This window comes from Neisseria sp. P0008.S002 (assembly GCF_051962805.1).
Taxonomy (GTDB): domain Bacteria; phylum Pseudomonadota; class Gammaproteobacteria; order Burkholderiales; family Neisseriaceae; genus Neisseria; species Neisseria perflava.
This window is the reverse complement of sequence record NZ_JBQCUY010000002.1, coordinates 192783-216749: the sequence shown is the minus strand read 5'-3', so window position 1 is coordinate 216749 and position 23967 is coordinate 192783. Positions and strand designations below refer to the sequence as shown.

At 48.7% G+C, this 23967-nt stretch carries 26 protein-coding genes and 2 tRNA genes; 18 read left to right on the top strand and 10 right to left on the bottom strand.

The window, feature by feature from the left end:
• Nucleotides 1-282 precede the first annotated feature (282 nt).
• The 14 genes from ACTHSA_RS02940 (at nt 283) to nqrM (ending at nt 12740) form a co-directional block, all read left to right on the top strand.
• Entirely contained in the window at nt 283-759 is a 477-nt protein-coding gene (locus tag ACTHSA_RS02940) for a pilin (RefSeq protein ID WP_070695439.1), read from the top strand.
• 94 nt (nt 760-853) lie between these two features.
• Nucleotides 854-1327, top strand: a complete 474-nt coding sequence (locus ACTHSA_RS02935; RefSeq protein WP_070695441.1) for a pilin — start codon at nt 854-856, stop codon at nt 1325-1327.
• Nucleotides 1328-1730: 403 nt separating this feature from the next.
• Nucleotides 1731-2213: an Lrp/AsnC family transcriptional regulator gene (locus tag ACTHSA_RS02930; RefSeq protein ID WP_003684427.1), complete on the top strand. Its 483-nt coding sequence runs from the start codon at nt 1731-1733 to the stop codon at nt 2211-2213.
• 117 nt (nt 2214-2330) lie between these two features.
• Nucleotides 2331-2927 (top strand): DUF1415 domain-containing protein, encoded by a 597-nt coding sequence (locus ACTHSA_RS02925; protein WP_070503738.1) that lies wholly within the window; start codon nt 2331-2333, stop codon nt 2925-2927.
• 14 nt (nt 2928-2941) lie between these two features.
• The gene (locus ACTHSA_RS02920; RefSeq protein ID WP_049336046.1) at nt 2942-3301 is read left to right on the top strand and encodes a YbaN family protein; all 360 of its coding nucleotides are present in this window, start codon (nt 2942-2944) and stop codon (nt 3299-3301) included.
• Nucleotides 3302-3743: 442 nt separating this feature from the next.
• Nucleotides 3744-5162, top strand: a complete 1419-nt coding sequence (locus ACTHSA_RS02915) for a sodium:proton antiporter (protein ID WP_070625144.1) — start codon at nt 3744-3746, stop codon at nt 5160-5162.
• Nucleotides 5163-5499: 337 nt separating this feature from the next.
• On the top strand, nt 5500-6843 hold the full coding sequence (locus ACTHSA_RS02910) for a Na(+)-translocating NADH-quinone reductase subunit A (RefSeq protein ID WP_440367296.1): 1344 nt from the start codon (nt 5500-5502) through the stop codon (nt 6841-6843).
• Nucleotides 6844-6845: 2 nt separating this feature from the next.
• The gene (locus ACTHSA_RS02905; RefSeq protein WP_440367295.1) at nt 6846-8078 is read left to right on the top strand and encodes an NADH:ubiquinone reductase (Na(+)-transporting) subunit B; all 1233 of its coding nucleotides are present in this window, start codon (nt 6846-6848) and stop codon (nt 8076-8078) included.
• On the top strand, nt 8071-8847 hold the full coding sequence (locus ACTHSA_RS02900) for a Na(+)-translocating NADH-quinone reductase subunit C (RefSeq protein ID WP_440367293.1): 777 nt from the start codon (nt 8071-8073) through the stop codon (nt 8845-8847). The genes ACTHSA_RS02905 and ACTHSA_RS02900 overlap by 8 nt, the downstream gene beginning before the upstream one ends.
• Nucleotides 8847-9473, top strand: a complete 627-nt coding sequence (locus tag ACTHSA_RS02895; protein WP_003684313.1) for an NADH:ubiquinone reductase (Na(+)-transporting) subunit D — start codon at nt 8847-8849, stop codon at nt 9471-9473. Before ACTHSA_RS02900 ends, ACTHSA_RS02895 begins: the two co-directional genes overlap by 1 nt.
• Nucleotides 9474-9476: 3 nt before the next feature.
• Complete coding sequence (gene nqrE, locus ACTHSA_RS02890) at nt 9477-10070, top strand: NADH:ubiquinone reductase (Na(+)-transporting) subunit E (RefSeq protein ID WP_003684365.1); 594 nt, start codon at nt 9477-9479, stop codon at nt 10068-10070.
• Nucleotides 10071-10083: 13 nt separating this feature from the next.
• On the top strand, nt 10084-11301 hold the full coding sequence (gene nqrF, locus ACTHSA_RS02885; protein WP_004519569.1) for an NADH:ubiquinone reductase (Na(+)-transporting) subunit F: 1218 nt from the start codon (nt 10084-10086) through the stop codon (nt 11299-11301).
• 132 nt (nt 11302-11433) lie between these two features.
• Entirely contained in the window at nt 11434-12501 is a 1068-nt protein-coding gene (locus tag ACTHSA_RS02880) for an FAD:protein FMN transferase (RefSeq protein WP_004519568.1), read from the top strand.
• A gap of 17 nt (nt 12502-12518) precedes the next feature.
• Complete coding sequence (gene nqrM, locus ACTHSA_RS02875; protein ID WP_003680888.1) at nt 12519-12740, top strand: (Na+)-NQR maturation NqrM; 222 nt, start codon at nt 12519-12521, stop codon at nt 12738-12740.
• A 222-nt stretch (nt 12741-12962) separates the two neighbouring features.
• Here the strand turns inward: nqrM and rpmG are convergent, their stop codons facing one another.
• The 6 genes from rpmG to ACTHSA_RS02845 all read right to left on the bottom strand — a co-directional run bounded on the left by rpmG (nt 12963) and on the right by ACTHSA_RS02845 (nt 17206).
• Nucleotides 12963-13118 carry a 50S ribosomal protein L33 gene (gene rpmG, locus ACTHSA_RS02870; RefSeq protein ID WP_003684373.1) on the bottom strand — a complete coding sequence of 52 codons (156 nt, stop codon included), beginning with the start codon at nt 13116-13118 and terminating at the stop codon, nt 12963-12965.
• 30 nt (nt 13119-13148) lie between these two features.
• A complete protein-coding gene (gene rpmB / locus ACTHSA_RS02865) occupies nt 13149-13382 on the bottom strand; it encodes a 50S ribosomal protein L28 (RefSeq protein ID WP_002216391.1) in 234 nt (77 codons plus the stop codon).
• Nucleotides 13383-13632: 250 nt separating this feature from the next.
• Entirely contained in the window at nt 13633-14961 is a 1329-nt protein-coding gene (gene brnQ, locus ACTHSA_RS02860) for a branched-chain amino acid transport system II carrier protein (protein WP_083307456.1), read from the bottom strand.
• A gap of 1 nt (nt 14962) precedes the next feature.
• On the bottom strand, nt 14963-15859 hold the full coding sequence (locus tag ACTHSA_RS02855; protein WP_070625148.1) for a segregation and condensation protein A: 897 nt from the start codon (nt 15857-15859) through the stop codon (nt 14963-14965).
• 92 nt (nt 15860-15951) lie between these two features.
• On the bottom strand, nt 15952-16419 hold the full coding sequence (locus ACTHSA_RS02850; RefSeq protein WP_070625150.1) for a hypothetical protein: 468 nt from the start codon (nt 16417-16419) through the stop codon (nt 15952-15954).
• Between the two features lie 10 nt (nt 16420-16429).
• On the bottom strand, nt 16430-17206 hold the full coding sequence (locus ACTHSA_RS02845) for a tRNA threonylcarbamoyladenosine dehydratase (protein WP_003748819.1): 777 nt from the start codon (nt 17204-17206) through the stop codon (nt 16430-16432).
• Nucleotides 17207-17392: 186 nt separating this feature from the next.
• Here ACTHSA_RS02845 and ACTHSA_RS02840 point away from each other — a divergent pair, with 186 nt between their 5' ends.
• Nucleotides 17393-17857, top strand: a complete 465-nt coding sequence (locus ACTHSA_RS02840) for a universal stress protein (RefSeq protein ID WP_003680896.1) — start codon at nt 17393-17395, stop codon at nt 17855-17857.
• Nucleotides 17858-17941: 84 nt separating this feature from the next.
• On the opposite strand, the gene hemL is transcribed toward ACTHSA_RS02840, so the two are convergent.
• Entirely contained in the window at nt 17942-19225 is a 1284-nt protein-coding gene (gene hemL / locus ACTHSA_RS02835; protein WP_049336068.1) for a glutamate-1-semialdehyde 2,1-aminomutase, read from the bottom strand.
• 198 nt (nt 19226-19423) lie between these two features.
• On the opposite strand from hemL, the gene ACTHSA_RS02830 reads away from it, so the two are divergent.
• The 3 genes from ACTHSA_RS02830 (at nt 19424) to ACTHSA_RS02820 (ending at nt 22754) form a co-directional block, all read left to right on the top strand.
• Nucleotides 19424-19819, top strand: a complete 396-nt coding sequence (locus ACTHSA_RS02830) for a hypothetical protein (protein ID WP_049333912.1) — start codon at nt 19424-19426, stop codon at nt 19817-19819.
• A 73-nt stretch (nt 19820-19892) separates the two neighbouring features.
• Nucleotides 19893-21215, top strand: coding sequence for a tRNA (N6-isopentenyl adenosine(37)-C2)-methylthiotransferase MiaB (gene miaB / locus ACTHSA_RS02825; RefSeq protein ID WP_003684389.1), 1323 nt, complete (start codon nt 19893-19895; stop codon nt 21213-21215).
• A gap of 228 nt (nt 21216-21443) precedes the next feature.
• Nucleotides 21444-22754 (top strand): NCS2 family permease, encoded by a 1311-nt coding sequence (locus ACTHSA_RS02820; protein ID WP_004519556.1) that lies wholly within the window; start codon nt 21444-21446, stop codon nt 22752-22754.
• An 83-nt stretch (nt 22755-22837) separates the two neighbouring features.
• Here the strand turns inward: ACTHSA_RS02820 and ACTHSA_RS02815 are convergent, their stop codons facing one another.
• The 3 genes from ACTHSA_RS02815 to ACTHSA_RS02805 form a co-directional block, all read right to left on the bottom strand.
• Nucleotides 22838-23395, bottom strand: coding sequence for a hypothetical protein (locus tag ACTHSA_RS02815; protein ID WP_440367380.1), 558 nt, complete (start codon nt 23393-23395; stop codon nt 22838-22840).
• A 383-nt stretch (nt 23396-23778) separates the two neighbouring features.
• Nucleotides 23779-23853 (bottom strand) — tRNA-Glu (locus tag ACTHSA_RS02810).
• 12 nt (nt 23854-23865) lie between these two features.
• Nucleotides 23866-23942, bottom strand: a tRNA-Arg gene (locus tag ACTHSA_RS02805).
• Between the last annotated feature and the right edge of the window lie 25 nt (nt 23943-23967).

The window sequence follows — 23967 nt, the reverse complement described above, 5'->3', positions numbered from 1 at the left end:
TTTCAAACAAAACCACACAAAACTTAAAAATCAAAAAATAATTCCAATAAAAACAATAAACAAAAAATAAAAAATAATTTTTTTAATCAGTTTTGCGCACTTGGCACACCGACTGCTTGAAACAACACGTCCGATAAGGCCCAAGCCTCAAAGCAGCAAGCCCGACGGAAGCTGTATATTCCTTCTTACTTTATGGTTTACTCATAATACATAGTGCCAAGCACATTACGGACTTTTTACTTAAACATAATTATTCACACTTTCAAACTGGAGTTTTAATCAATGAAAGCAATCCAAAAAGGTTTCACCCTGATCGAATTGATGATCGTTATCGCCATCTTGGGCATCTTGGCCGTAATCGCTCTGCCTGCGTACCAAGACTACACTATCCGCGCCAAAGTATCTGAAGGCTTGGGATTAGCTGAACCTGCTAAATTAGCTGTAGCCGAAACAGCTGCTGCTCTTGATGGCTTAAGTAGTGTTACAGCCTATACTACTGGTACAACTGATAAAGCCAAAATGGGTAATACAGGCTACAAATTTGTACCAACTAAATATGTTAAGAGTATTGACATTGCAAATGGTGGGGTAATTACAGTTACCACCCAAGCCACTGGTGCAACAGAAAATCCAGTATTCACATTGACCCCAAGTCAAAATGGTGCCACAGCAGGTACCTCAGATTCAGAAGCTCCTTTGAGTTGGAGTTGTAAATTTACTGGTGGCGAACCTAAACACGTTCCTGCTAACTGCCGCTAATATTGGTATTGCAGTCTAAATAAAAGCAAATCCCATAAGGCAATTATGGGATTTGCTTTATAAAAATAAAAAAACCTGAAAACGATACACTCAAATGAATACCCCATTTCAAGCCCAAAAAGGTTTTACCCTGATTGAGCTGATGATAGTGATCGCCATCCTCGGTATTCTGGTTGTTGTCGCCATACCCACTTACCAAAACTATATCGGTAGGGCGCAAGCCTCCGAAGCACTATACCTTGCCGACGACCTGAAAACCGAAATCAGCATTGCCTCAGCGGTAAATAATCGCCTGCCCAATGCAGAGGATGTCAGTAAACAAGGCTCAATCGGCGTTACCGCTCAACGCATCGGCGGTACATACATCCAAAACGGTGGCGTAACTGTAGAAGCAGATACAGGCAAAATCAGCATTCCTTTCGATAAAGGGCAGAACAAAGGCAAAGTCCTGACCCTGACTCCTTATCGAATTAACAATGACTCGACTTGGTTGTTTAACTGGCAATGCGGCGGAACACTGGATCCGATGATGATTCCCGCCATGTGCCGAGACAACTCAAACGGATAACGACCAAGCATATACCTTAAGAAAAACACAAAAATACATTGCGAAGAAAACACCCCAAACAAAGCCAAATACAAACGCGGAAAACGAATCAAAGCAAAAGAACAAAACTCTCCAAAACAAGGTCATTAAGAGCCTGAATCATCACATTACGAAAATAAATGCCGTCTGAAATCATTTTCAGACGGCCTCTTTATATCTAATCCTAATATGACATAAAACTTTAATCTTGATTAGTTTCAGACGGCCTTCATCTTTTCACAACTACATAAAACAAATTCGCAACACTCCTTATAAGACAATTTGTCGCACATCTGAACTCAATATATAATTTAACCATACAAGTCTTTATTTTTAAGCATTTTTCATTTTCAAAACATACATTGTCTACATTGGGAGAACCATCATGCCTCATCTAAACTTGGATAAAACGGATTTAAAGATTCTGCAGGTTTTGCAGGAAAATGGGCGGTTGAGCAATGTTGAGCTTTCTGAAAAAGTGGCGCTCTCCCCTTCTCCCTGCCTGCGCCGTCTCAAACAGCTTGAAGATGCGGGCATCATTCAAAAATACGCCGCCCAGCTTTCTCCCGTATCTTTGGGCTTGGGTTTGCAGGCTTTTATCCGTGTATCGATTAGCAAGGCAAAAGATGCGCGCGAGGATTTTTCCGAATCTGTCCGCGCTTGGCCTGAAGTATTGAGCTGCTTTGCTTTAACGGGTGAAACCGACTATCTGCTCCATGCCTTTTTTACCGATATGAACGCATTTTCCCATTTTGTTTTGGACACGCTGCTTTCACACCACGGCGTGCAAGATGCGCAATCGAGTTTTGTGTTGAAAGAAATTAAAAACACGACCGCTCTGCCTTTGGTTCATTTGGTTCAGGATTGATGATTTGAAACTGATAAAGGCCGTCTGTTGTTCAGACGGCCTTTTAAATTCCAATGGTTTGCTTTCACATCCATACACTTGTATTCTTTTTAAGAATAATTCACATAAGCTTTTACTATGACTAACACCACCCATCTCGATATCGATACTGTTTCAGAACATACCAAACAATGGCTGGAAAAAGCCGTTATCGGGCTGAATCTCTGCCCGTTTGCCAAAGCGCCGCACGTTAAAAACCTGGTTCGCATCGTTGTCAGCGAAGCCCGTCATTTAGACGGTTTCCTTGAGGACTTGGATCGTGAATTGCAGCTTCTGGGCAATACACCCGCTTCAGAATTGGAAACCACTTTACTGGTTCATCCAACGCTATTCCCTGATTTTGAAACCTTCAACCAAATGCTGGAAATTGCCGACGATGCCGTTGTAGAAAACGAATTGGAAGGCATTGTCCAAATTGCACCGTTCCATCCCGATTTCCAATTTGAAGGCACTGAAGCCGACGACATCAGCAACTACACCAATCGCTCACCCTATCCGACTTTGCACTTGATTCGTGAAGACAGTATTGCCAAAGCGGCTGAAGCATTTCCCGATGCCTCGGCAATTTTCGACCGCAATATCGCACTGCTGGAAAAAATGGGGCATGAGGGCTGGGATAAGTTAGACATTCCACGTTGTCCATTTCCACATCACAAGCCATCTGAAAACAAATAATTGGTGATGGGAAGATGGTTCGCTATTTATTGATTTTTTGCGGCGCATTGTCGCTCGTCTTGGGCATTATCGGCATTTTCCTGCCATTACTGCCGACTACGCCTTTCATTTTATTGACCGCCGCCTGCTGGGCAAAAGCTTCTCCGCGCTTTCACAATTGGCTGTATCATCACCGCCACTTTGGTCCGATCATACAAAACTGGGAAAACAACGGCGCTGTGCCACGCAAGGCAAAGTTCTTCGCTATCGGCATGATGGCCATTTCTTGCCTTTTTATGTTTTGGCAATTTCCAGAACGCTGGTGGATTGGTGCCGTTTCATCAATCTTCTGTAGCTGCGTGGCAGTGTGGATGTGGTTACGGCCGGAGGCATAAAATAAAACAGGTGGGCATTTTCGCTTACCTGTTTTTTATTTTCATACCCAATTTATCCATCAAAACAATCAGTAAGAACCAAAACACCCTATTCGACCCTCATTTTTCAGACGGCCTCCATTTATTCAATTAAATGTAAATTTTAGCTAAAATTAATTCAAAGTATTTTTTCGATAGCATTATTTCCGATATTTCAAACTCCTGTTTCAAAACCATTTTTTTACTACCTCCAACTATTCTACTCATTTTGATTCCTTTATTTGTATCAACATTTCTTTTGATTCCAACACTCTAAACCGTCCCTTAACACTTGCTTTGCGTTATACTTTCCCCTGACACAACCGCGCAGTTCGTCTGGATATTTTCAGACGGCCTGAATATTTCACCGCCGTGCTTTCTCAACGAAGTTCCTCACGGTGCAACAGAATAAAAAGGAAATACTATGCGCTCTCTCTCATTTTTACTGCTTCTTGCCGCCTTTCCTGCTGCGGCATCCGATTTTGACGGCTCATCCGCAAGCCTGCTTTGGGGTCTGCCGTTTGCACTGATTCTCTTGTCCATTGCACTCGGACCTCTGTTTTTCTCCCATATTTGGCACCACCACTTCGGCAAAATTACAGCGTTTTGGACGCTGCTGTTTTTAACGCCGTTTATCATCACCTTTGGTTTCGGAGCCGGCGTACATACCGTTGCCCATGCGTTGGTTGAAGAATATATCCCCTTTATCCTGCTGCTTTTAGCGCTCTATACCATTTCAGGCGGTATTTTTGTCAGCGGCGATTTGCACGGCTCACCTAAATTGAATACAACCCTGTTGGCAGTCGGCACGGCTTTGTCTTCCATCATGGGGACAACAGGCGCGGCGATGTTGATGATTCGTCCGCTTTTGAAAGCCAACCATAAACGCCACTACCGCGTTCACATCGTGATTTTCTTCATTTTCTTGGTAGCAAATATCGGCGGCGGTCTGACTCCTTTAGGTGATCCTCCGCTGTTCTTAGGATTCCTGAAAGGCGTAGATTTCATGTGGACGGTCAAACACATGCTGATGCCTGTATTAATCAGTTCTGTGATTTTGCTAGCCGTTTTCTACATCATCGACAGCCAACACTTCAACCGTGAACAAAGCGAGCACCTTGCTCCCGCTCCTTCCGATAAAGAAGAAAAAATCAAAATTTACGGCAAATGGAATTTCCTGTTACTGGCCGGCGTAGTCGGTGCGGTTTTGCTGTCCGGTTTGTGGAAACCAAATCATCCGGGCTTTGAAATCTTGGGCAGCCATTACGCTTTGCAAAACCTGATGCGCGATGGCATTTTGCTGGCTTTGACCGCCGTATCTTGGATTATCACGCCCAAACAGGTACGCGCAGGCAATGAGTTCAACTTCGAGCCGATTGCCGAAGTGGGCAAACTGTTTTTGGGTATTTTCATTACCATTTCCCCCGTCTTGGCAATTTTGAAAGCCGGCGAAACAGGTGCATTGGCTTCCGTTGTTTCTCTGGTTCACGACTCGGCAGGCAATCCGATTAATGTGATGTATTTCTGGATGAGCGGCATTTTGTCGGCATTCTTGGATAACGCGCCGACTTATTTGGTGTTCTTCAATATGGCCGGTGGCGATGCCCAAGCCTTGATGACAGGCCATCTGTTCCATTCGCTGCTGGCAGTATCCATGGGTTCCGTATTTATGGGTGCGCTCACTTATATCGGTAATGCGCCGAACTTCATGGTCAAAGCCATTGCCGAACAACGCGGAGTACCGATGCCTTCCTTCTTCGGCTACATGGCATGGTCGGTGATTGTATTGGTACCGCTGTTTGCCCTGCATACGATGATTTTCTTCGTTTGGCAGCTCTTTTAAACTTAGAGGCCGTCTGAAATTCAGACGGCCTTTTATTTTCAGCTACATCATCAAACATAGCGTTTAAATATCAATCAGTTAAAAATTATTTCTCTTAACACTCGATTACATATTCCTACTTTTTTCCCACTTTTCCCGTAAAAATAAGCGTAAAACTGACATAAAACAGCCTATACCTGATAAAATCTAAAGCTTTGTTGTTTGTGTTTATTCGTTGTTTTTATAGCAAACCTCTGCTTTTTTCAGACGGCCCATCCTTTGTTTCAAAGCATTACATGCCGTCTGAAAAAACAATCCGACATCCGAATCTCAACCCACCAAAAAGTAACGCATCCTTATGATTAAGATAAAAAAAGGCTTAGACCTACCTATCGCAGGCAGACCGGAGCAAGTCATTTATGACGGCCCGGCCATTACCGAAGTCGCGTTGCTTGGCGAAGAATATGTCGGCATGCGCCCCTCGATGAAAATCAAGGAAGGCGAAGCCGTCAAAAAAGGCCAAGTGCTGTTTGAAGACAAAAAGAATCCGGGCGTAGTATTTACTGCTCCGGCTTCAGGCAAAATCGCCGCGATTCACCGTGGCGAAAAGCGCGTACTTCAGTCAGTCGTGATTGCCGTTGAAGGCAACGACGAAATCGAGTTCGAACGCTACGCACCTGAAGCGCTGGCAAAATTGAGCAGCGAAGAAGTGCGCCGCAACCTGATTCAATCCGGTTTGTGGACTGCGCTGCGCACCCGTCCGTTCAGCAAAATCCCTGCCGTCGATGCCGAGCCGTTCGCCATCTTCGTCAATGCGATGGACACCAATCCGCTGGCTGCCGACCCTACGGTCATTATCAAAGAAGCCGCCGAGGACTTCAAACGCGGCCTATTGGTATTAAGCCGCCTGACCGAGCGTAAAATCCATGTGTGTAAAGCAGCCGGCGCAGATGTGCCGTCTGAAAACGCTGCCAACATCGAAACACATGAATTTGGCGGTCCGCACCCTGCCGGTTTGAGTGGCACGCACATTCATTTCATCGAGCCAGTTGGTGCGAACAAAACCGTTTGGACCATCAATTATCAAGATGTGATTGCCATTGGCCGTTTGTTTACAACAGGCCGTCTGAACACCGAGCGCGTAATTGCCTTGGGCGGCTCTCAAGTCAACAAACCGCGCCTCTTGCGTACCGTTTTGGGTGCGAAAGTATCGCAAATTACTACGGGCGAATTGGTTGACGCAGACAACCGCGTGATTTCCGGCTCAGTATTAAACGGCGCGATCGCACAAGGCGCGCACGATTACCTCGGCCGCTACCACAATCAGATTTCCGTTATCGAAGAAGGCCGCAGCAAAGAGCTGTTCGGCTGGGTTGCGCCACAACCGGACAAATACTCCATCACGCGCACAACCCTCGGCCATTTCCTGAAAAACAAACTCTTCAAGTTCAACACAGCCGTCAACGGCGGCGACCGCGCCATGGTACCGATCGGCACTTACGAGCGCGTGATGCCCTTGGATATCCTGCCTACCCTGCTCTTGCGCGATTTAATCGTCGGCGATACCGACAGCGCTCAGGCATTGGGTTGCTTGGAATTGGACGAAGAAGACCTCGCTTTGTGCAGCTTCGTCTGCCCGGGTAAATACGAATACGGCCCGCTGTTGCGCAAGGTGCTGGAAACCATTGAGAAGGAAGGCTGATTATGGGCTTGAAACATTTTCTTGAAAAAATCGAACCGCACTTCCTGCCGGGCGGCAAACATGAAAAATGGTATGCCCTCTACGAAGCTGCGGCGACGATTTTCTATACATCCGGCGCGGTAACGCGCAAAGCGGCCCACGTCCGCGATGCGCTCGACTCCAAGCGCATGATGATTTTGGTGTGGCTGGCTTTGTTCCCCGCCATGTTCTACGGTATGTACAACGTCGGCGTACAGGCATTCGGTGCGTTAACGCCTGATTTGCTGCAACAAAATATCGCCAACGACTGGCATTACGCCCTTGCCAACGCTTTGGGCATCAATATGTCGTCTGAAGCGGGCGTGTTGGGCAAAATGCTGTTCGGCGCGATTTTCTTCCTGCCGATTTACGCGACTGTATTTGTTGTGGGCGGCTTCTGGGAAGTTTTGTTCGCATCCGTACGCAAACACGAAATCAACGAAGGTTTCTTCGTGACTTCGATTCTGTTTGCTTTGATCGTTCCTCCTACCCTGCCTTTGTGGCAAGCGGCTTTAGGTATTTCTTTCGGCGTTGTGGTTGCGAAAGAAGTATTCGGCGGTACAGGTAAAAACTTCATGAACCCTGCTCTGGCAGGCCGTGCGTTCCTGTTCTTCGCCTACCCTGCCAACATTACCGGCGATACCATTTGGACTGCGGTTGACGGCTATTCAGGTGCCACTGCTTTGGCGCAATGGGCGGCACACGGTGTAGACGGCCTGAAAAACGCTGTAACCGGTCAAAACATTTCTTGGATGGACGCATTTATTGGTAACGTACCCGGCTCAATCGGCGAAGTATCCACTTTGGCGCTCTTAATCGGCGGCGCGTTTATCGCGTTCGCCCGCATTGCCTCTTGGCGCATTATCGCCGGCGTGATGATCGGTATGATTGCCATGTCTTCACTGTTTAACTTCATCGGTTCTGACACCAACGCCATGTTCTCCATGCCTTGGTACTGGCACTTGGTAGTCGGCGGCTTCGCCATCGGTATGCTGTTTATGGCGACCGACCCTGTTTCCGCTTCCTTTACCAATGTCGGCAAATGGTGGTACGGCGCGCTTATCGGTGTAATGTGCGTATTGATCCGCGTGGTCAACCCTGCTTACCCCGAAGGCATGATGTTGGCGATTCTGTTTGCCAACCTGTTTGCCCCGATTTTCGACTATTTCGTCGCACAAGCGAACATCAAACGCAGAAAGGCGCGCAGCAATGGCTAAGAAATTCGATAAAGACAGCTTCAGCGGCACGCTGATTGTGGTATTGGTTGTCAGCCTGATTTGTTCCATCATCGTTGCTGGTGCGGTCGTTGGCTTGAAACCAATCCAAGAGAAACAAAAACTCCAAGACAAACAAGGCTATATCTTGAGCGTAGCCGGTTTGATGGATAAAAACACCGACATCAGCAAAACCTTTGCCGAGCGTATTGAGCAACGCGTTGTCGATTTGGCAACAGGCGAATACGTGAAAGACGCGCCGAAAGACTTCAGCGCGCGCATCGCAGGCAAAGACCCTGCCCAAAGCATCCAAATCAAACCCGAAGACGATTTGGCCGGCATCAAAAGCCGTGCCAAATACACTGAGGTTTACTTGGTAAAAGGCGAAGACGGCAAAGTCAGCCAAATCATCCTGCCTATGCACGGTAACGGCTTGTGGTCTGTCATGTACGGTTTTGTCGCCATTCAACCCGACGGCAACACCATCAACGGCATCACCTACTACGACCAAGGTGAAACCCCGGGCTTGGGCGGCGAAATCGGCAATCCTCTGTGGCAACAAAAATTCGTCGGCAAAAAACTGTTTGACGAACAAGGCAAACTTGCCCTGCACGTCGGCAAAGGCGCAAGCTCAGACAAAGAACACGGCGTAGATGCCCTCTCCGGCGCATCGCTGACGTCTAAAGGTGTGCAAGGTTCGTTCGACTACTGGTTCGGCGAAAACGGCTATATCCCCTACCTGAACAAATTGAAATCAGCAGGAGCACAATAATGGCTGACATGAAACGCTTGAAATATTTGATGTTTTCACCCTTTATCGACAACAACCCGATTGCCTTGCAGGTTTTGGGTATTTGTTCGGCTTTGGCGGTTACCACCAAACTTCAGACGGCCATCGTAATGGGTATTTCCGTAGCTTTGGTAACCGGTTTTTCCAGCTTCTTCATTTCTTTGGTACGCAACTACATCCCTAACAGCATCCGTATTATTGTGCAAATGGCGATTGTTGCTTCCTTGGTAACGCTGGTTGACCAACTGCTCCAAGCCTTTGCTTATGAGCTGTCCAAACAGCTGTCCGTATTCGTCGGCCTAATTATTACCAACTGTATCGTAATGGGCCGTGCCGAAGCATTCGCAATGAAAGAGCCGCCGCTGGAAAGCTTGGTTGACGGTATCGGCAACGGCGCAGGTTACGGCATGATGTTGATCATCATCGCAACCATCCGCGAACTGATCGGCTCTGGCAAGCTCTTTGGCTACACCATTTTCCAAACCGTACAAGATGGCGGCTGGTATCAAACCAACGGCTTGTTCCTGCTCGCCCCTAGCGCGTTCTTCATCATCGGCTTCTTGGTATGGGGTCTGCGCACTTGGAAACCTGAACAGGCGGAGAAATAACACATGGAACATTACTTAAGCCTCTTTGTAAAATCCGTCTTTCTGGAAAACATGGCACTTTCCTTCTTCTTGGGGATGTGTACGTTTTTGGCGGTATCTAAAAAAGTATCCACTGCATTCGGTTTGGGCGTTGCCGTAACTTTCGTACTCGGCCTGTCCGTCCCAGCCAACCAACTTGTTTACTCGCTGTTGAAAGACGGTGCGCTGGTTGAAGGCGTAGACCTGACCTTCCTGAAATTCATCACCTTCATCGGCGTGATTGCTGCTTTGGTGCAGATTTTGGAAATGTTCTTGGATAAATTCGTCCCTGCCCTCTACAACGCATTGGGTATCTACCTGCCTCTGATTACCGTAAACTGCGCGATTTTCGGTGCCGTATCATTTATGGCGCAACGCGAATACAACTTCGGCGAGTCCGTTGTATATGGTTTCGGTGCAGGTCTGGGCTGGCTTTTGGCTATTGTCGCTTTGGCGGGCATTACCGAAAAAATGAAATATTCGGATGTCCCTAAAGGCCTCAAAGGCTTGGGCATTACCTTTATCGCTGCTGGCCTGATGGCAATGGCGTTTATGTCGTTCTCCGGCATCCAGTTATAAGAAAGGAATCGGCATGGAGATTATTTTAGGTATCGTGATGTTCACCCTCATCGTCTTGGTGTTGGCACTGATGATTCTGTTTGCCAAATCCAAGTTGGTGAGCGAAGGCGACATCACCATCAAAGTCAATAACGAAAAAGAGCTGACGATGCCTGCCGGCGGCAAACTGCTGGGTGCGCTTGCCAGCCAAGGCATCTTCGTTCCTTCCGCCTGCGGTGGCGGCGGCTCATGCGGTCAGTGCCGCGTTGTCGTGAAAAGCGGCGGTGGCGACATTCTGCCAACTGAGTTGTCCCACATCAGCAAACGCGAAGCGCGCGAAGGCTGCCGCCTGTCTTGTCAGGTCAACGTTAAAACCGACATGGACATCGAAGTACCGGAAGAAGTGTTCGGTGTGAAAAAATGGGAATGCACCGTCATCTCCAATGACAACAAAGCAACGTTCATTAAAGAACTCAAGCTTGCCATTCCTGAAGGTGAAGAAGTTCCTTTCCGCGCCGGCGGCTACATCCAAATTGAAGCTCCTCCTCATACTGTCGCCTACAAAGACTTCGACATTCCTAAGGAATACCACGAAGACTGGGACAAATACAATCTGTGGCAATATGTTTCCAAAGTGGACGAGCCGATTTTGCGCGCTTACTCCATGGCTTCATATCCAGAAGAAAAAGGCATCATCATGCTGAACGTGCGTATCGCCACGCCGCCTCCGCGCGTACCCGATGCGCCTCCGGGACAAATGTCGTCCTACATCTGGTCGCTTAAACCCGGCGACAAAGTAACCATCTCCGGCCCGTTTGGCGAATTCTTCGCCAAAGACACCGATGCCGAAATGGTATTTATCGGCGGTGGTGCGGGTATGGCTCCGATGCGTTCCCACATTTTCGACCAGCTGAAACGTTTGAACTCCAAACGTAAGATTACCTTCTGGTATGGTGCACGTTCTAAACGCGAGATGTTCTATGTTGAAGACTTCGACCAACTCGCAGCAGAATTCCCGAACTTCACATGGCACGTCGCCCTGTCCGACCCATTGCCTGAAGACAACTGGGACGGTTACACAGGCTTCATTCACAACGTGGTTTACGAAAACCACCTGAAAAACCATGAAGCACCTGAAGACTGCGAATTCTACATGTGCGGCCCTCCGATCATGAACCAGTCCGTGATCAAAATGCTCAAAGATTTGGGCGTGGAAGACGAAAACATCCTCTTGGACGATTTCGGTGGTTAACAGACAAAAAGGAAGAAACTTCGGTTTCTTCCTTTTTTATTGCCAGGCCGTCTGAAAACCATACTTTCAGACGGCCTGAACCTTTCTTTTACGATACAATAAAGGCTTCAAAAAATAATCCGCAAATCCCTTATGCTGTTTCTTTCCAATTCGTTTTACCGTCCGATAATCGGTTGTACCGTTGCCATCGTTTCCGCACTCACGCTCTCTGCCTGCCAACCTGAAAAACAACAAACCATCACCCTGCAAGGCGAGACCATGGGCACGACCTATACCGTCAAATATCTTTCAGACGGCCAAGACAAACTCCCCTCCCCTGCCGAAATACAAAAACGCATTGATGACGCGCTTAAAGAAGTCAATCGGCAAATGTCTACTTACCAGACTGATTCCGAAATCAGCCAATTCAACCAGCTGCGTACCGTCAATCAGGCCATGCCCATTTCCCAAGACTTTGCCTATGTAACCGGCGAAGCCTTGCGTTTAAACAAACTGACGCACGGCGCACTGGACGTAACCGTCGGTCCTTTGGTCAACCTTTGGGGATTCGGCCCGCAAAAAGAAATTACACACGAACCGACTGCACAAGAAATCCAACATGCTTCAGAAATGGTCGGTACGGACAAACTCAAACTTTCCCAAAACGGACAGCAGCCTACACTGGCGAAAACCCATCCCGAAGTCTATTTAGACCTATCCTCCATCGCCAAAGGCTTTGGCGTGGATAAAACTGCCGCCGAACTTGAAAAACTCAATATCGGCAATTATTTGGTAGAAATCGGAGGCGAGTTACATGGCAAAGGCCACAATGCGCAAGGCAACCCTTGGCGTATCGGCATCGAGCAGCCCAATATCGTTCAAGGCGGCGCCACACAAATCACCATTCCATTGGACAATAAATCACTGGCCACATCCGGCGACTACCGCATTTTCCATGTCGATAAGTCAGGCCGCCGCCTTTCCCATATCATCAACCCTAAAACCAAACAACCCATCAGCCACAACCTTGCTTCCATCAGCGTAGTAGCAGAAAACGCCACACTTGCAGACGGCCTTTCCACCGGATTGTTCGTTCTCGGAGAAACTGAAGCACTTAAACTTGCCGAGCAAGAAAATCTCGCCGTTTTCCTTATCATCCGGACCCCGCAAGGCGGCTACCATACTAAAATGTCTAGCGCATTCAAGAAATTATTAAACTAATCTTCAGGAATACACACATGAAAACCCTCCTCCTTACTTTCGGCATTTTTATCATTGTCATCCTCGGTATGGCAGTCGGCTATATCTTCTCCAAACGCACCATTAAAGGCAGCTGCGGCGGCATTTCCTCTCTCGGCATGAAGAAAATGTGTGATTGCGACACGCCATGCGATACCTTGCAAAAAGAGCTGGATAAAAAACAACATTCCGACAACCAAGGCATCAAGGTCGATCATTAAGTCGTTGTTGAATGTTTATTAGTGATGTAAGGATGCTTATCCCCTATCAGGCCGTCTGAAAAATAAAAGAGCGTAATCCCAATGGATACACGCTCTTTTATTTTGCCTCTTCCAAAGCAATCCAACCATCTTGCACACCCGTTTAAAACAAAACACTCCAAACCAATCGAGAAAAAAGAAAAGCTCCTGAAAAACAGGAGCTTTTTCTTGGAAGAAACCGGATTATTTCAATTTAGTTTCTTTGTAAATAACGTGTTTACGGGCTACTGGGTCAAATTTTTTGATTTCCAGTTTGCCAGGCATCGTACGTTTGTTTTTAGTAGTTGTGTAGAAGTGACCAGTACCAGCACTGGACTCCAGTTTGATTTTATCGCGCATTGCAGTAATCCTTAATTAATGGTGTTTAAATTAAGCTTCGCCGCGAGCACGCAAATCAGCCAATACGACATCAATGCCTACTTTATCGATGGTGCGCAATGCAGCGTTAGAAACGCGCAGGCGAACCCAGCGGTTTTCACTTTCTACCCAGAAACGACGTGATTGCAAGTTAGGCAAAAAACGACGTTTGGTTTTGTTGTTGGCGTGTGATACGTTATTGCCAGACATCGGGCGCTTACCGGTCACTTTGCAAACTCGTGCCATGGTTAGTCTCCAAACTTCTAAAATAGTAAAACGCGATTTATACCACGAAATCCGCCTTCAGTTCAAGTCGTTTGCTGAAAAAACGGGATTTGTGGAAATAAATCTTCTCAATATGTTGCATCTGCGAAACGGTATTCCGCAAAGCCTTAACTTTTCAATTATAACGGATTTCTTTAAAAAAATCATCTGTCGTTTGCGTGGTCGGCGAAATAAACAGGCCGTCTGAACATTTCAGACGGCCTGTTTATCATCATGCTTTTTTCTTCAACGCCGCATTCAAAATACAGCCGAGTATAAAGCAGGCTAAAGAGGGAACAACCCACCCTAAACCGATATTGTAAAACGGCAATGCGCGCTCGATGGCAGCTGCGGTATCGGCATCAAATCCAAACGCGGCCTTATAGGCATCGAGCAAGCCGACCATAAGGGCCGCCATCATGGTACAGAAATAGACAATACGGCCGCCGCCAAACAGTTTATCTGTCAAAGCCAGCAAAATGATGACGATAGTCAGCGGATACAACAGCATCAACATAGGGATGGAAAACTGCAAAATCGCTGACAGGCCTTTGTTGGCCAACAGGATAGACACCACTGTATTCAGTATCACAAAAACTTTATAAGAAATACCCGGGCAAAGACGGTTGAAATATTCGGCGCATGAAGTAATCAAGCCAACCGCCGTACTCAGACAGGCAAGCAGCACCATGACACCAAGCAACACAATACCGGCCGTACCGAAATAGTGCTGTGCGGTTTTAGACAAAACCGACGCGCCGTTTTCCTGCAAACCGATACCGGCCACACCTGTCGCACCCATATAGCCGATAAACAGGTAAACCACTGCCAAACAAGAAGCCGCCAACACACCGGAAATCGTCGTGGTCTTCAGCAAGTCCGCACGGTTGTCCACGCCCATGGCGCGAACGGCATCGATGACGATAATGGCAAACACCAGCGAAGCTAGCGCGTCCATGGTGCCATAGCCTTCCAAAATGCCTTTAACCAACGGATGAGTGGCAAAATCGCCTTGCGCCGCCTGCGGCACGCCCATTGGATTAATGGCGGCATAGCCGACCAATATCGCAATTGACAGCAACAAAACAGGCGTGAGGATTTTACCGATACGGTCAACCAGCTTCCCCGGGGAAATCGACAGCCAATAAGTCATGCCGAAAAACACCAGGCTGAACACGGCCAATGCGATGTTTTTCCAAGATTCATCAATGAAAGGGGAAATCGCGGTTTCAAAAGACACTGTCGCCGTACGCGGCATGGCAAACAGAGGGCCGATTGCCAGATAGAGCGCGGTGGCAAAAGTCACGCCGTGCCAAGGCGCAACACGGGAAGCCAATGCCTCCACATCGCGCGAGCCGGAATAGCCGACGGCAATCACGCCCAATAATGGCAAACCTGCGCCCGTCAGCAAAAAGCCAAACATGGCCGAAAGCCAGTTTTCACCGGCCTGCTGCCCTAAAAAAGCAGGAAAAATCAGATTCCCCGCCCCAAAAAACAGGGCAAACAACATTAAGCCCACTGCCCATAAAGAAGCTTTGTTGTGACTTGTCGTCGAATCCATTTTAGTTCTCTTTTTTCAAATTCTCATTATCGGTTTCATCGGCTTCAAGGCCGTCTGAAAGCATTTCAGCTTCGTTTGTTTCCAAACCGTCTTTCAGGCTGATTTCGATTTCACCATAATTTTCAGGCTGCACGATACGCACCAAGCCTTCTTTAGCCAATTCCAGCAATGCAATAAAATTGACTACCACATATGTCGCGCCCTGCTCCGGCTTAAACAAATCGCTGAACTTGCTGATACCGCTTTCATTCAAACGGCGCAAAATTGCCGTCATCTGCGCGCGCACGGAAATGGTTTCCCGCACCACTTCATGACTGCGCGTATGCTTGGCACGCGACAAAATACCCAACCAAGCCTGCGTCAAATCGGCAACGTACACTTCCGGCAACTTCGCTTCGACCGCAATTTCCAGCGGCAAATACGCCCAAGCAAAATCACGTCCGGCACGCGGCAACGCGTCCAAGCCCTGAGCCGCCAGCTTCATCTGTTCGTAAGCCAACAGACGGCGCACCAATTCGGCACGCGGATCCGCCTCTTCATCCTCAACTTCTTCAGGACGCGGCAGAAGCAGGCGCGATTTAATTTCAATCAGCATCGCCGCCATCAGCAGGTATTCCGCTGCCAAATCAAACTGATATGCTTCCATTTGGGCAATATAGTGCAGATACTGCTCGGTAATCTTCACCATAGGAATATCGAGGACATCGATATTTTGCTTGCGAATAAGGTACAGCAGCAAATCCAACGGCCCTTGGAAGCTGCTCAATACCACCTTCAACGCATCAGGCGGAATAAACAAATCCTGCGGCACATCGGTAACAGGCTGACCGAACACCCACGCAACGGTATGTTCAGACGGCGTTGCAGCAGTAGAAGAAATAAGGTGTTCTGAAGACATGGTTAAAGGGTCTTTTTCTTTTTAAGTTTAGTAAGAAGTTTCATCAATAAAAGGCCGTCTGAAACAAGGACAAGCCGTTTTTAATATAAAAATCAGCGGTTTTTACGATTGATTTGCAAAGAAACAATGGCGACGGCAAAGGTCTGCGCCAAGGCCATACCCAACAGCGGCAGGCTGGCGAAAACTGAACCCGTCAGTACCGAACCGATATCTCGGGACAACACAAAACCATCCCTCGCAAGCATCGCCACCATCAAAGCCAACAGCAGCAAACTTTCGCAGCCGACCAAAAGCCAAATCATTTTAACCGAACGGCGTTTGCGCCATTTCATGATACCGGCGTGCAAAAAGCTGAATATCACGACGGACAGACACGGATAAAGAAAAGTGGTGAATGGACGGGTATAACCGCTTTGCACACACAAATAATCGCCGGGCAACGTATTGCATTCCATCACATCGAGAAACATCGGATCGACGGCATACATCAATACGCCGAACCATACCGCATAAATCAGACTGGCAATAAAGTAGGCTTTAAAAAATCGGCTCTTACCCATTTCCTACCCCTCACTTCCGCCCTGCGATATGCTCCACCGCCGCCTGCGCACAATACAACCCAAACGAAGCCGTCACCAGCATACTCGCGCCATAGCCCGCGCAGGACAAACCTTGCGGCGCGGCATCGGTCGAACACGCTTCGCCGGATTGCGGCGGCGTAATATTCTCGGTTGAATAAACGCAAGGCACGCGCATTTTTTCTTTGGTATCGCGGCTGAAGCCGTAGCGTTTGCGCAAGGTGTAGCGCAAGTTGGAAAGCAGCGGATCGTGGGTAACGCGGCTCAAATCGGCGGTTTGAATCAACGCCGGATTCTTCTGTCCGCCCGCGCCGCCGCTGATAATAAACGGTTGTTTATGTTGCACGAAATACGCCGCCATCGCCGCTTTGACACGGATTTGGTCGATGGCGTCGATGACGAAGTCAAAAGGCCGTCTGAAAAGCTCGTCCAGATTATCTTCCGTCACAAAATCTTCGATTTCCGTCACTTCGCATTGCGGATTGATTTGGGCAATGCGTTCGCGCAAAGCGGTAACTTTTGCCTTACCGAAATCATCGGTCAAAGCGTGCAACTGGCGGTTGACATTGGATTCGGCAACATTGTCCAAATCAATCAGCGTTAAACGACCGATGCCGCTCCTCGCCAACGCCTCCACCGCCCACGAGCCGACGCCGCCGACGCCGACCACGCACACATGCGCACGCGAAAAGCGCGCCAGCGCTTCGTCTCCGTAAAGTCTGGCAATACCGCCAAAGCGGCGCGAAGAAAGAAAAGCAGCGTCCTGCATAAGCAACCTTGTGATATATCAATAAATTAATGAAAAACGCGACAGGCGATTCGGACAGACATTATACTTGAAAGCAGATGGGCTGTTGTACCTGCCCGAAAGAGTTTATAATCGTTTCACATTCAGACAAGTTCTGATTTCATATTAAACGAAAGTGCCGCTACTCGGCGCAAAAGGAGAATGAATATGTACAAACATCTGGTTGTAGCCGTTGACGGTAGCGAGACCTCCCTCAATGCATTGAAACATGCCGCCGAACTGGCAAGCCTCAACAAAGCCCAACTGACTTTGGTTCACGTTGCCAACCCTGCAGAATACATGGCTTTGGCTCCTGAATTCCTGCAACACGAAAGCTACGAAGCCGCCGCAGTGGCTCAAGGTAACGAAGTTTTGGATTTCGCAGAAAAAACAGCGCGTGAAAGCGGCGTTGAAAACATCGTGAAACACCTGTTGGTTGCCAACAAAGGCGCGCGCGAAATGGCGCAAGACTTGGTTGACTACGCCGACAACAACGGCGCAGACCTGTTGGTACTCGGCACACACGGCCGCACCGGCCTGATGCACCTGCTGATGGGCAGCTTCGCCGAGACCGTAATGCGTCAAAGCCACCTGCCTCTGCTGATTATCCGCAGCAAAGCTGAAGAAGCATAATCAAGCATTTATTTAAAATAGCGAAAGGCCGTCTGAATATTTTTCAGACGGCCTTTTTTCATTTTCACATGACAACTTCAGCTTTTATTTTGCCATTTCTTTGAACACTTCGTGTGCCACAGCAATGGTTTCGTCAATCAGCTCAGGCGTATGCGCGGCGGAAACAAAACCGGCTTCGTAAGCTGACGGGCCGAATGCGACATTGCGGTCGAGCATACCGTGGAAGAAATGTTTGAAACCGTCGATATTGGAACGCGCCATGTCGGCATAGTTTTGCGGCGTATGGCTGGCAAAATACAAACCAAACATACCGCCCACACTGTCCGCCGTAAATTCAACGCCATGCGCTTTAGCCGCGTCGGCAATACCGTTGGCGAGGCGTTGGGTCAGGGCAGTCAGGTTTTCATAGAAGCCTTCGCGCTGAATGATTTCCAGCGTTTTCAAACCGGCCGCAACCGCAATCGGATTACCGGACAATGTGCCTGCCTGATACACGCCGCCCAACGGGGAAATACATTCCATAATGTCTTTACGGCCACCGAACGCCGCCAAAGGCATACCGCCGCCGATCACTTTTCCCATGGTGGTCAAATCAGGCTTGATGCCGTGCAAAGATTGCGCACCGCCCAGCGCCACGCGGAAACCGGTCATCACTTCGTCGTAAATCAACACGGCACCGTGTTTTTCAGTCAATTCGCGCAAGGCTTTGACAAAGGCTTCAGACGGCCTAACCAGATTCATATTGCCGACAAAAGGCTCCAAAATCACACAGGCAATGTCATTGCCGCTTTGGGCAAAGGCTTCTTCCAGTTGGGCGATATTGTTGTATTCGAGTACCAAAGTGTGTTTGGTAAAGTCGGCAGGCACACCGGCGGAAGAAGGGTTGCCAAACGTCAGCAGACCGCTGCCTGCTTTCACCAACAGGCTGTCGGAATGGCCGTGGTAGCAGCCTTCAAACTTGATGATTTTGTCGCGTCCGGTAAAACCGCGTGCCAGACGGATGGCGGTCATCGTTGCTTCCGTGCCGGAGCTGACAAGGCGCAGCTGCTCGACGGACGGCATGATTTTAGCGATTTCTTCGGCAATGACAATTTCGCCTTCAGTCGGCGCACCAAACGACAAACCGCCCAATGCTGCTTCGCGCACGGCTTCAATGACTTCGGGATGGGCATGGCCGACAATCGCAGGGCCCCAAGAGCCGACATAGTCGGTATAACGCGTGCCGTTTTCGTCCCAAACATACGCGCCTTCTGCCTTTTTGATAAAGCGCGGTACGCCGCCGACGCTGCCGAATGCGCGCACAGGAGAGTTCACGCCGCCGGGAATAATGGCTTTGGCGCGGTTGAACAAGCTTTCATTACGGTTCATGGTCAATTCTTTCGTAAGAGGTCGTCTGAAAATCAAATCGATGCCATTTTAACACCAAATCCTTTTCAGACGGCCCAGGCTTCAAAATAAGAATCGGGCGCAAAATCAAAATTATTCTTTAAAAACAAACACTCTATCCATATTTTTCCTGCTTGTGCTATAATCCGCGACCTATTGAAACAATAAAAGAAAAGCATCATGTTACGCGGATTCATACTCAGCCTCGCCCTTTTGGCGTCCTCCCTCGTCCATGCACAACGCAGCCTGCCTGACGATATGGATGTGGCCGTTTTAAAAACCGTCGATCTGCCTTATCTGAAAGTCAGCAAAGGCGGTTTTTCTTGGACGCGCCTGCTGACCTTGGGCATTGTGGACGGCAACGCAGCCAAACTGCAAATCACCCGCTTCACCAAAATCCACGATGAAAACGACCGTTTCATCCCCATGGGCCGCCTGCTGAATCAAACCGGCAAAGCCGTTGCGTTCAAATACAACGAAGAAAGCCGCCTCGTCCGCGAAATCTGGATTTTGACCGACGCCGAGGCCGACAGGTTCATCGAACACGCCAAAAAGCAGAAAAAGGCGGAAGAATAATTTTTCAGACGACCAGAGTATTGCACAGGCCGTCTGAACCCTTTTACAACAAGCAAGTCAATCAAAACAAACCATGAAAAAAGTATTTATCCGCACCTTCGGGTGCCAAATGAACGAGTACGACAGCGAAAAAATGCTGTCCGTCCTCGCCGAAGAACACGGCGGCATCGAGCAGGTTACCCAACCTGACGACGCCGACATCATCTTGTTCAACACCTGCTCCGTGCGTGAAAAAGCGCAAGAGAAAGTCTTCTCCGACTTAGGCCGCGTACGTCCGCTCAAAGAAAAAAATCCCGACCTCATCATCGGCGTTGCCGGCTGCGTTGCCTCTCAAGAAGGTGAGAACATCGTCAAACGCGCTCCGTATGTGGACGTGGTTTTCGGCCCGCAAACGCTGCACCGCCTGCCCAAACTCATCGTCGATAAAGAAACCACCGGTCTGTCTCAAATCGACATTTCCTTCCCCGAAATCGAGAAATTCGACCACCTGCCGCCTGCGCGCGTAGAAGGCGGTTCGGCATTCATTTCCATTATGGAAGGCTGTTCCAAATACTGCTCTTACTGCGTCGTCCCTTATACCCGCGGCGAAGAATTCTCCCGCCCGCTCAACGACGTATTGACCGAAATTGCCGGTTTGGCGCAACAAGGCGTTAAAGAAATCAACCTCTTAGGCCAAAACGTCAATGCCTATCGCGGCGAAATGGAAAACGGCGAAATCTGCGACTTTGCCACTTTGTTGCGCATCGTCCACGAAATCCCCGGCATCGAACGCCTGCGCTTTACCACCAGCCATCCGCGCGAATTTACCGACGCGATTATCGAGTGCTACCGCGACCTGCCGAAGCTGGTTTCCCACCTGCACCTGCCGATTCAAAGCGGTTCCGACCGCGTATTGAGCGCAATGAAACGCGGCTACACCGCCTTGGAATACAAATCCATCATCCGCAAACTGCGCGCCATCCGTCCTGATTTGTGCCTCAGCTCCGACTTTATCGTCGGCTTCCCGGGCGAGACCGAGCGCGAGTTCGAGCAAACCTTGAAACTGGTGAAAGACATTGCCTTCGACTTGAGCTTCGTCTTTATTTACAGTCCGCGCCCAGGTACGCCTGCCGCCAACCTGCACGACGACACGCCGCACGAAGAAAAAGTGCGCCGCCTCGAAGCTTTGAACGAAGTCATCGAAGCCGAAACCGCGCGCATCAATCAAACCATGATCGGCACGGTTCAACGCTGCTTGGTTGAAGGTATCTCCAAAAAAGACCCTGACCAACTGCAAGCCCGTACCGCCAACAACCGCGTGGTCAACTTTACCGGCACACCCGACATGATCAACCAAATGATCGATTTGGAAATCACCGAAGCCTACACCTTCTCCCTGAAAGGCAAACCGGTATAAGCACACACAAACAAAGGCCGTCTGAAACTGTTCAGACGGCCTTTATCTTGGCTTGGCCCGGCATTATCTGATTCATGTATTTTTATTACCCGAACAAAAGGCTTTTCAGTATAATACCGCCCGAAAATTCCCTTATCTGTTGAGAAGTTAAGGAGCAAATCCGAGCTTCCGGCAGTTAAACCCGCTGATACCGTCCTTAAACGGCTTTCCCCAAAGGAATATCTCGAAATGAGTTCTTCAAATCAAAGCGTTTTGGAAAGATTATTCAACCTCAACGCCAATCAGACCAACGTCCGCACGGAAATTATGGCCGGTGTGACAACCTTCCTCGCCATGTGCTACATCATCATCGTCAATCCCCTGATTTTGGGCGAAACCGGCATGGATATGGGCGCAGTATTTGTGGCCACCTGTATCGCCTCCGCCATCGGCTGTTTCGTGATGGGCTTTGTCGGCAACTACCCGATTGCCCTCGCTCCGGGCATGGGTTTGAACGCCTACTTTACCTTTGCCGTCGTCAAAGGCATGGGCGTGGACTGGCGTGTGGCTTTGGGTGCCGTTTTCATTTCAGGCATTATTTTCATCCTGTTCAGCTTCTTTAAAGTACGCGAAATGCTGGTCAACGCCCTGCCTATGGGCTTGAAAATGTCGATTGCCGCAGGTATCGGCCTCTTCTTGGCATTGATTGCACTCAAAGGCGCAGGCGTGATTGTGGCTAATCCTGCCACATTGGTCGGCTTGGGCGACATCCACCAGCCCACCGCCCTGCTGGCGATGGCAGGCTTTGTCATGGTGGTTGCACTTGGCCACTTCCGCGTTAAAGGCTCTATCATCATTACCATTCTAACGCTGACCGCCGTCTCCACCATCTTGGGCTTGAGCGAGTTCAAAGGCGTGGTCGGCGAAGTTCCGAGCATTGCACCAACATTCATGCAGATGGACTTCAAAGGCTTATTCACCGTCAGCATGGTCAGCGTGATTTTTGTATTCTTCCTGGTTGACCTGTTTGACTCTACCGGCACATTGGTCGGCGTTTCCCACCGCGCAGGCCTGTTGCAAGACGGCAAACTGCCGCGTTTGAAACGCGCCCTGCTTGCCGACTCTACCGCCATCGTTGCAGGCGCCGCCTTGGGTACTTCTTCTACCACCCCTTACGTTGAAAGCGCGGCAGGCGTTTCTGCCGGCGGCCGTACCGGCCTGACTGCCGTTACCGTCGGCGTACTGATGCTTGCCTGTCTGATTTTCTCCCCGCTGGTTCAAAGCATTCCTGCATTCGCTACCGCACCCGCCCTGCTCTATGTTGGCGCGCAAATGTTGCGCAGCGCGCGTGAAATCGATTGGGACGACATGACCGAAGCCGCACCGGCATTCCTGACCATCGTCTTCATGCCGTTTACCTACTCGATTGCCGACGGTATTGCGTTTGGCTTTATCAGCTATGCACTCATCAAACTCTTGTGCAACCGCACTCAAGACGTACCGCCTATGGTATGGATTGTCGCCGTGTTGTGGGCATTGAAATTCTGGTTCTTGGGTTAAACTGCTCAAAAGAACAGGCCGTCTGAAAACTTTTCAGACGGCCTGTTTTATTTTACCCAGCGTTTAAAGCTGTCGGTAAAAGATTATTTTTTCACTTTTTTAGCAGCTGGTTTAGCGGCAGCTTTCGCGCCTTTGTCCAATGCGCAGAAACGGGTAGCGATTTGGTCAACCACTTCTTGTTTGCCATTTACTTCGGTAGTACCGCGGATAGTCAGCATGTTGCCATCAACTTTGTCCACGTTGGCTGCAGTGGCTGCTTCAGCAATCCAAGCAACATTGCCGCCCCAGAATGCGTTTACATCTTTGCTGCTGTCAGTAATACGGAACAGGTTTTCAGTTACTTGGCCTTTGTATTTTACTTGTGCAGCAACAACTTCGTTGCCTTTGAAGCCGTACATTACGCTCAGAGGCTCTTTGCCGTCTTTACCGCATTTGTAGTGAACTTCTTTAGTACCGTCGATAGAGTCTACTTTCAAAGTATTAGGTACTGGAGCTTGAGCTTGTTGAGCCTGAGCTTGAGTTTGTTGTTGCGCAGTAGGCGCAGCTTTAGCTTCAGGTTTGGCTTTAGAACCGCTGCTACATGCAGTCAGGGCAACAGCCGCAAAAACGGCAGGAACGATTAATTTAACATTCATATTCATAATTGACTCCCAAATGGTTTCAATAAAAAACCGGCAAACGCCGGCTGACATTTACACATTAACAGAGATATTCCGTCTTGTCTTTATCTCAGACGGCATTTTTTAAGAAAAGTTCAAATAAATATTTTTATTTTCTAAAATCAAGAAATTATAAATATGAAATCATGTAAATTCAGGTTTAGGAACTCTTAAGATGAATACTGTTGTCAATAAATTGGGTTTTGGCAATGGTAAAATGAGATTGAAAAGCGCATATAGATGACAAAAGCCTGGGCAATTTATTTGCCTCTGGATTTGCTGAGCGTTTCAGACGGCCATAAAACATACACAACAAATACAATAAAAAAACGCAATCTGAAACAGATTGCGTTTTTTTTGAAAACTGGCACGCCCACGGGGAATCGAACCCCGGTTACCGCCGTGAAAGGGCGATGTCCTAACCGCTAGACGATGGGCGCGGATAAATCTTGTGGCGCACCCGGAGCGATTCGAACGCCCGACCCTCTGGTTCGTAGCCAGATACTCTATCCAACTGAGCTACGGGTGCATCCTCATCACTTCGCAAGTGCGTT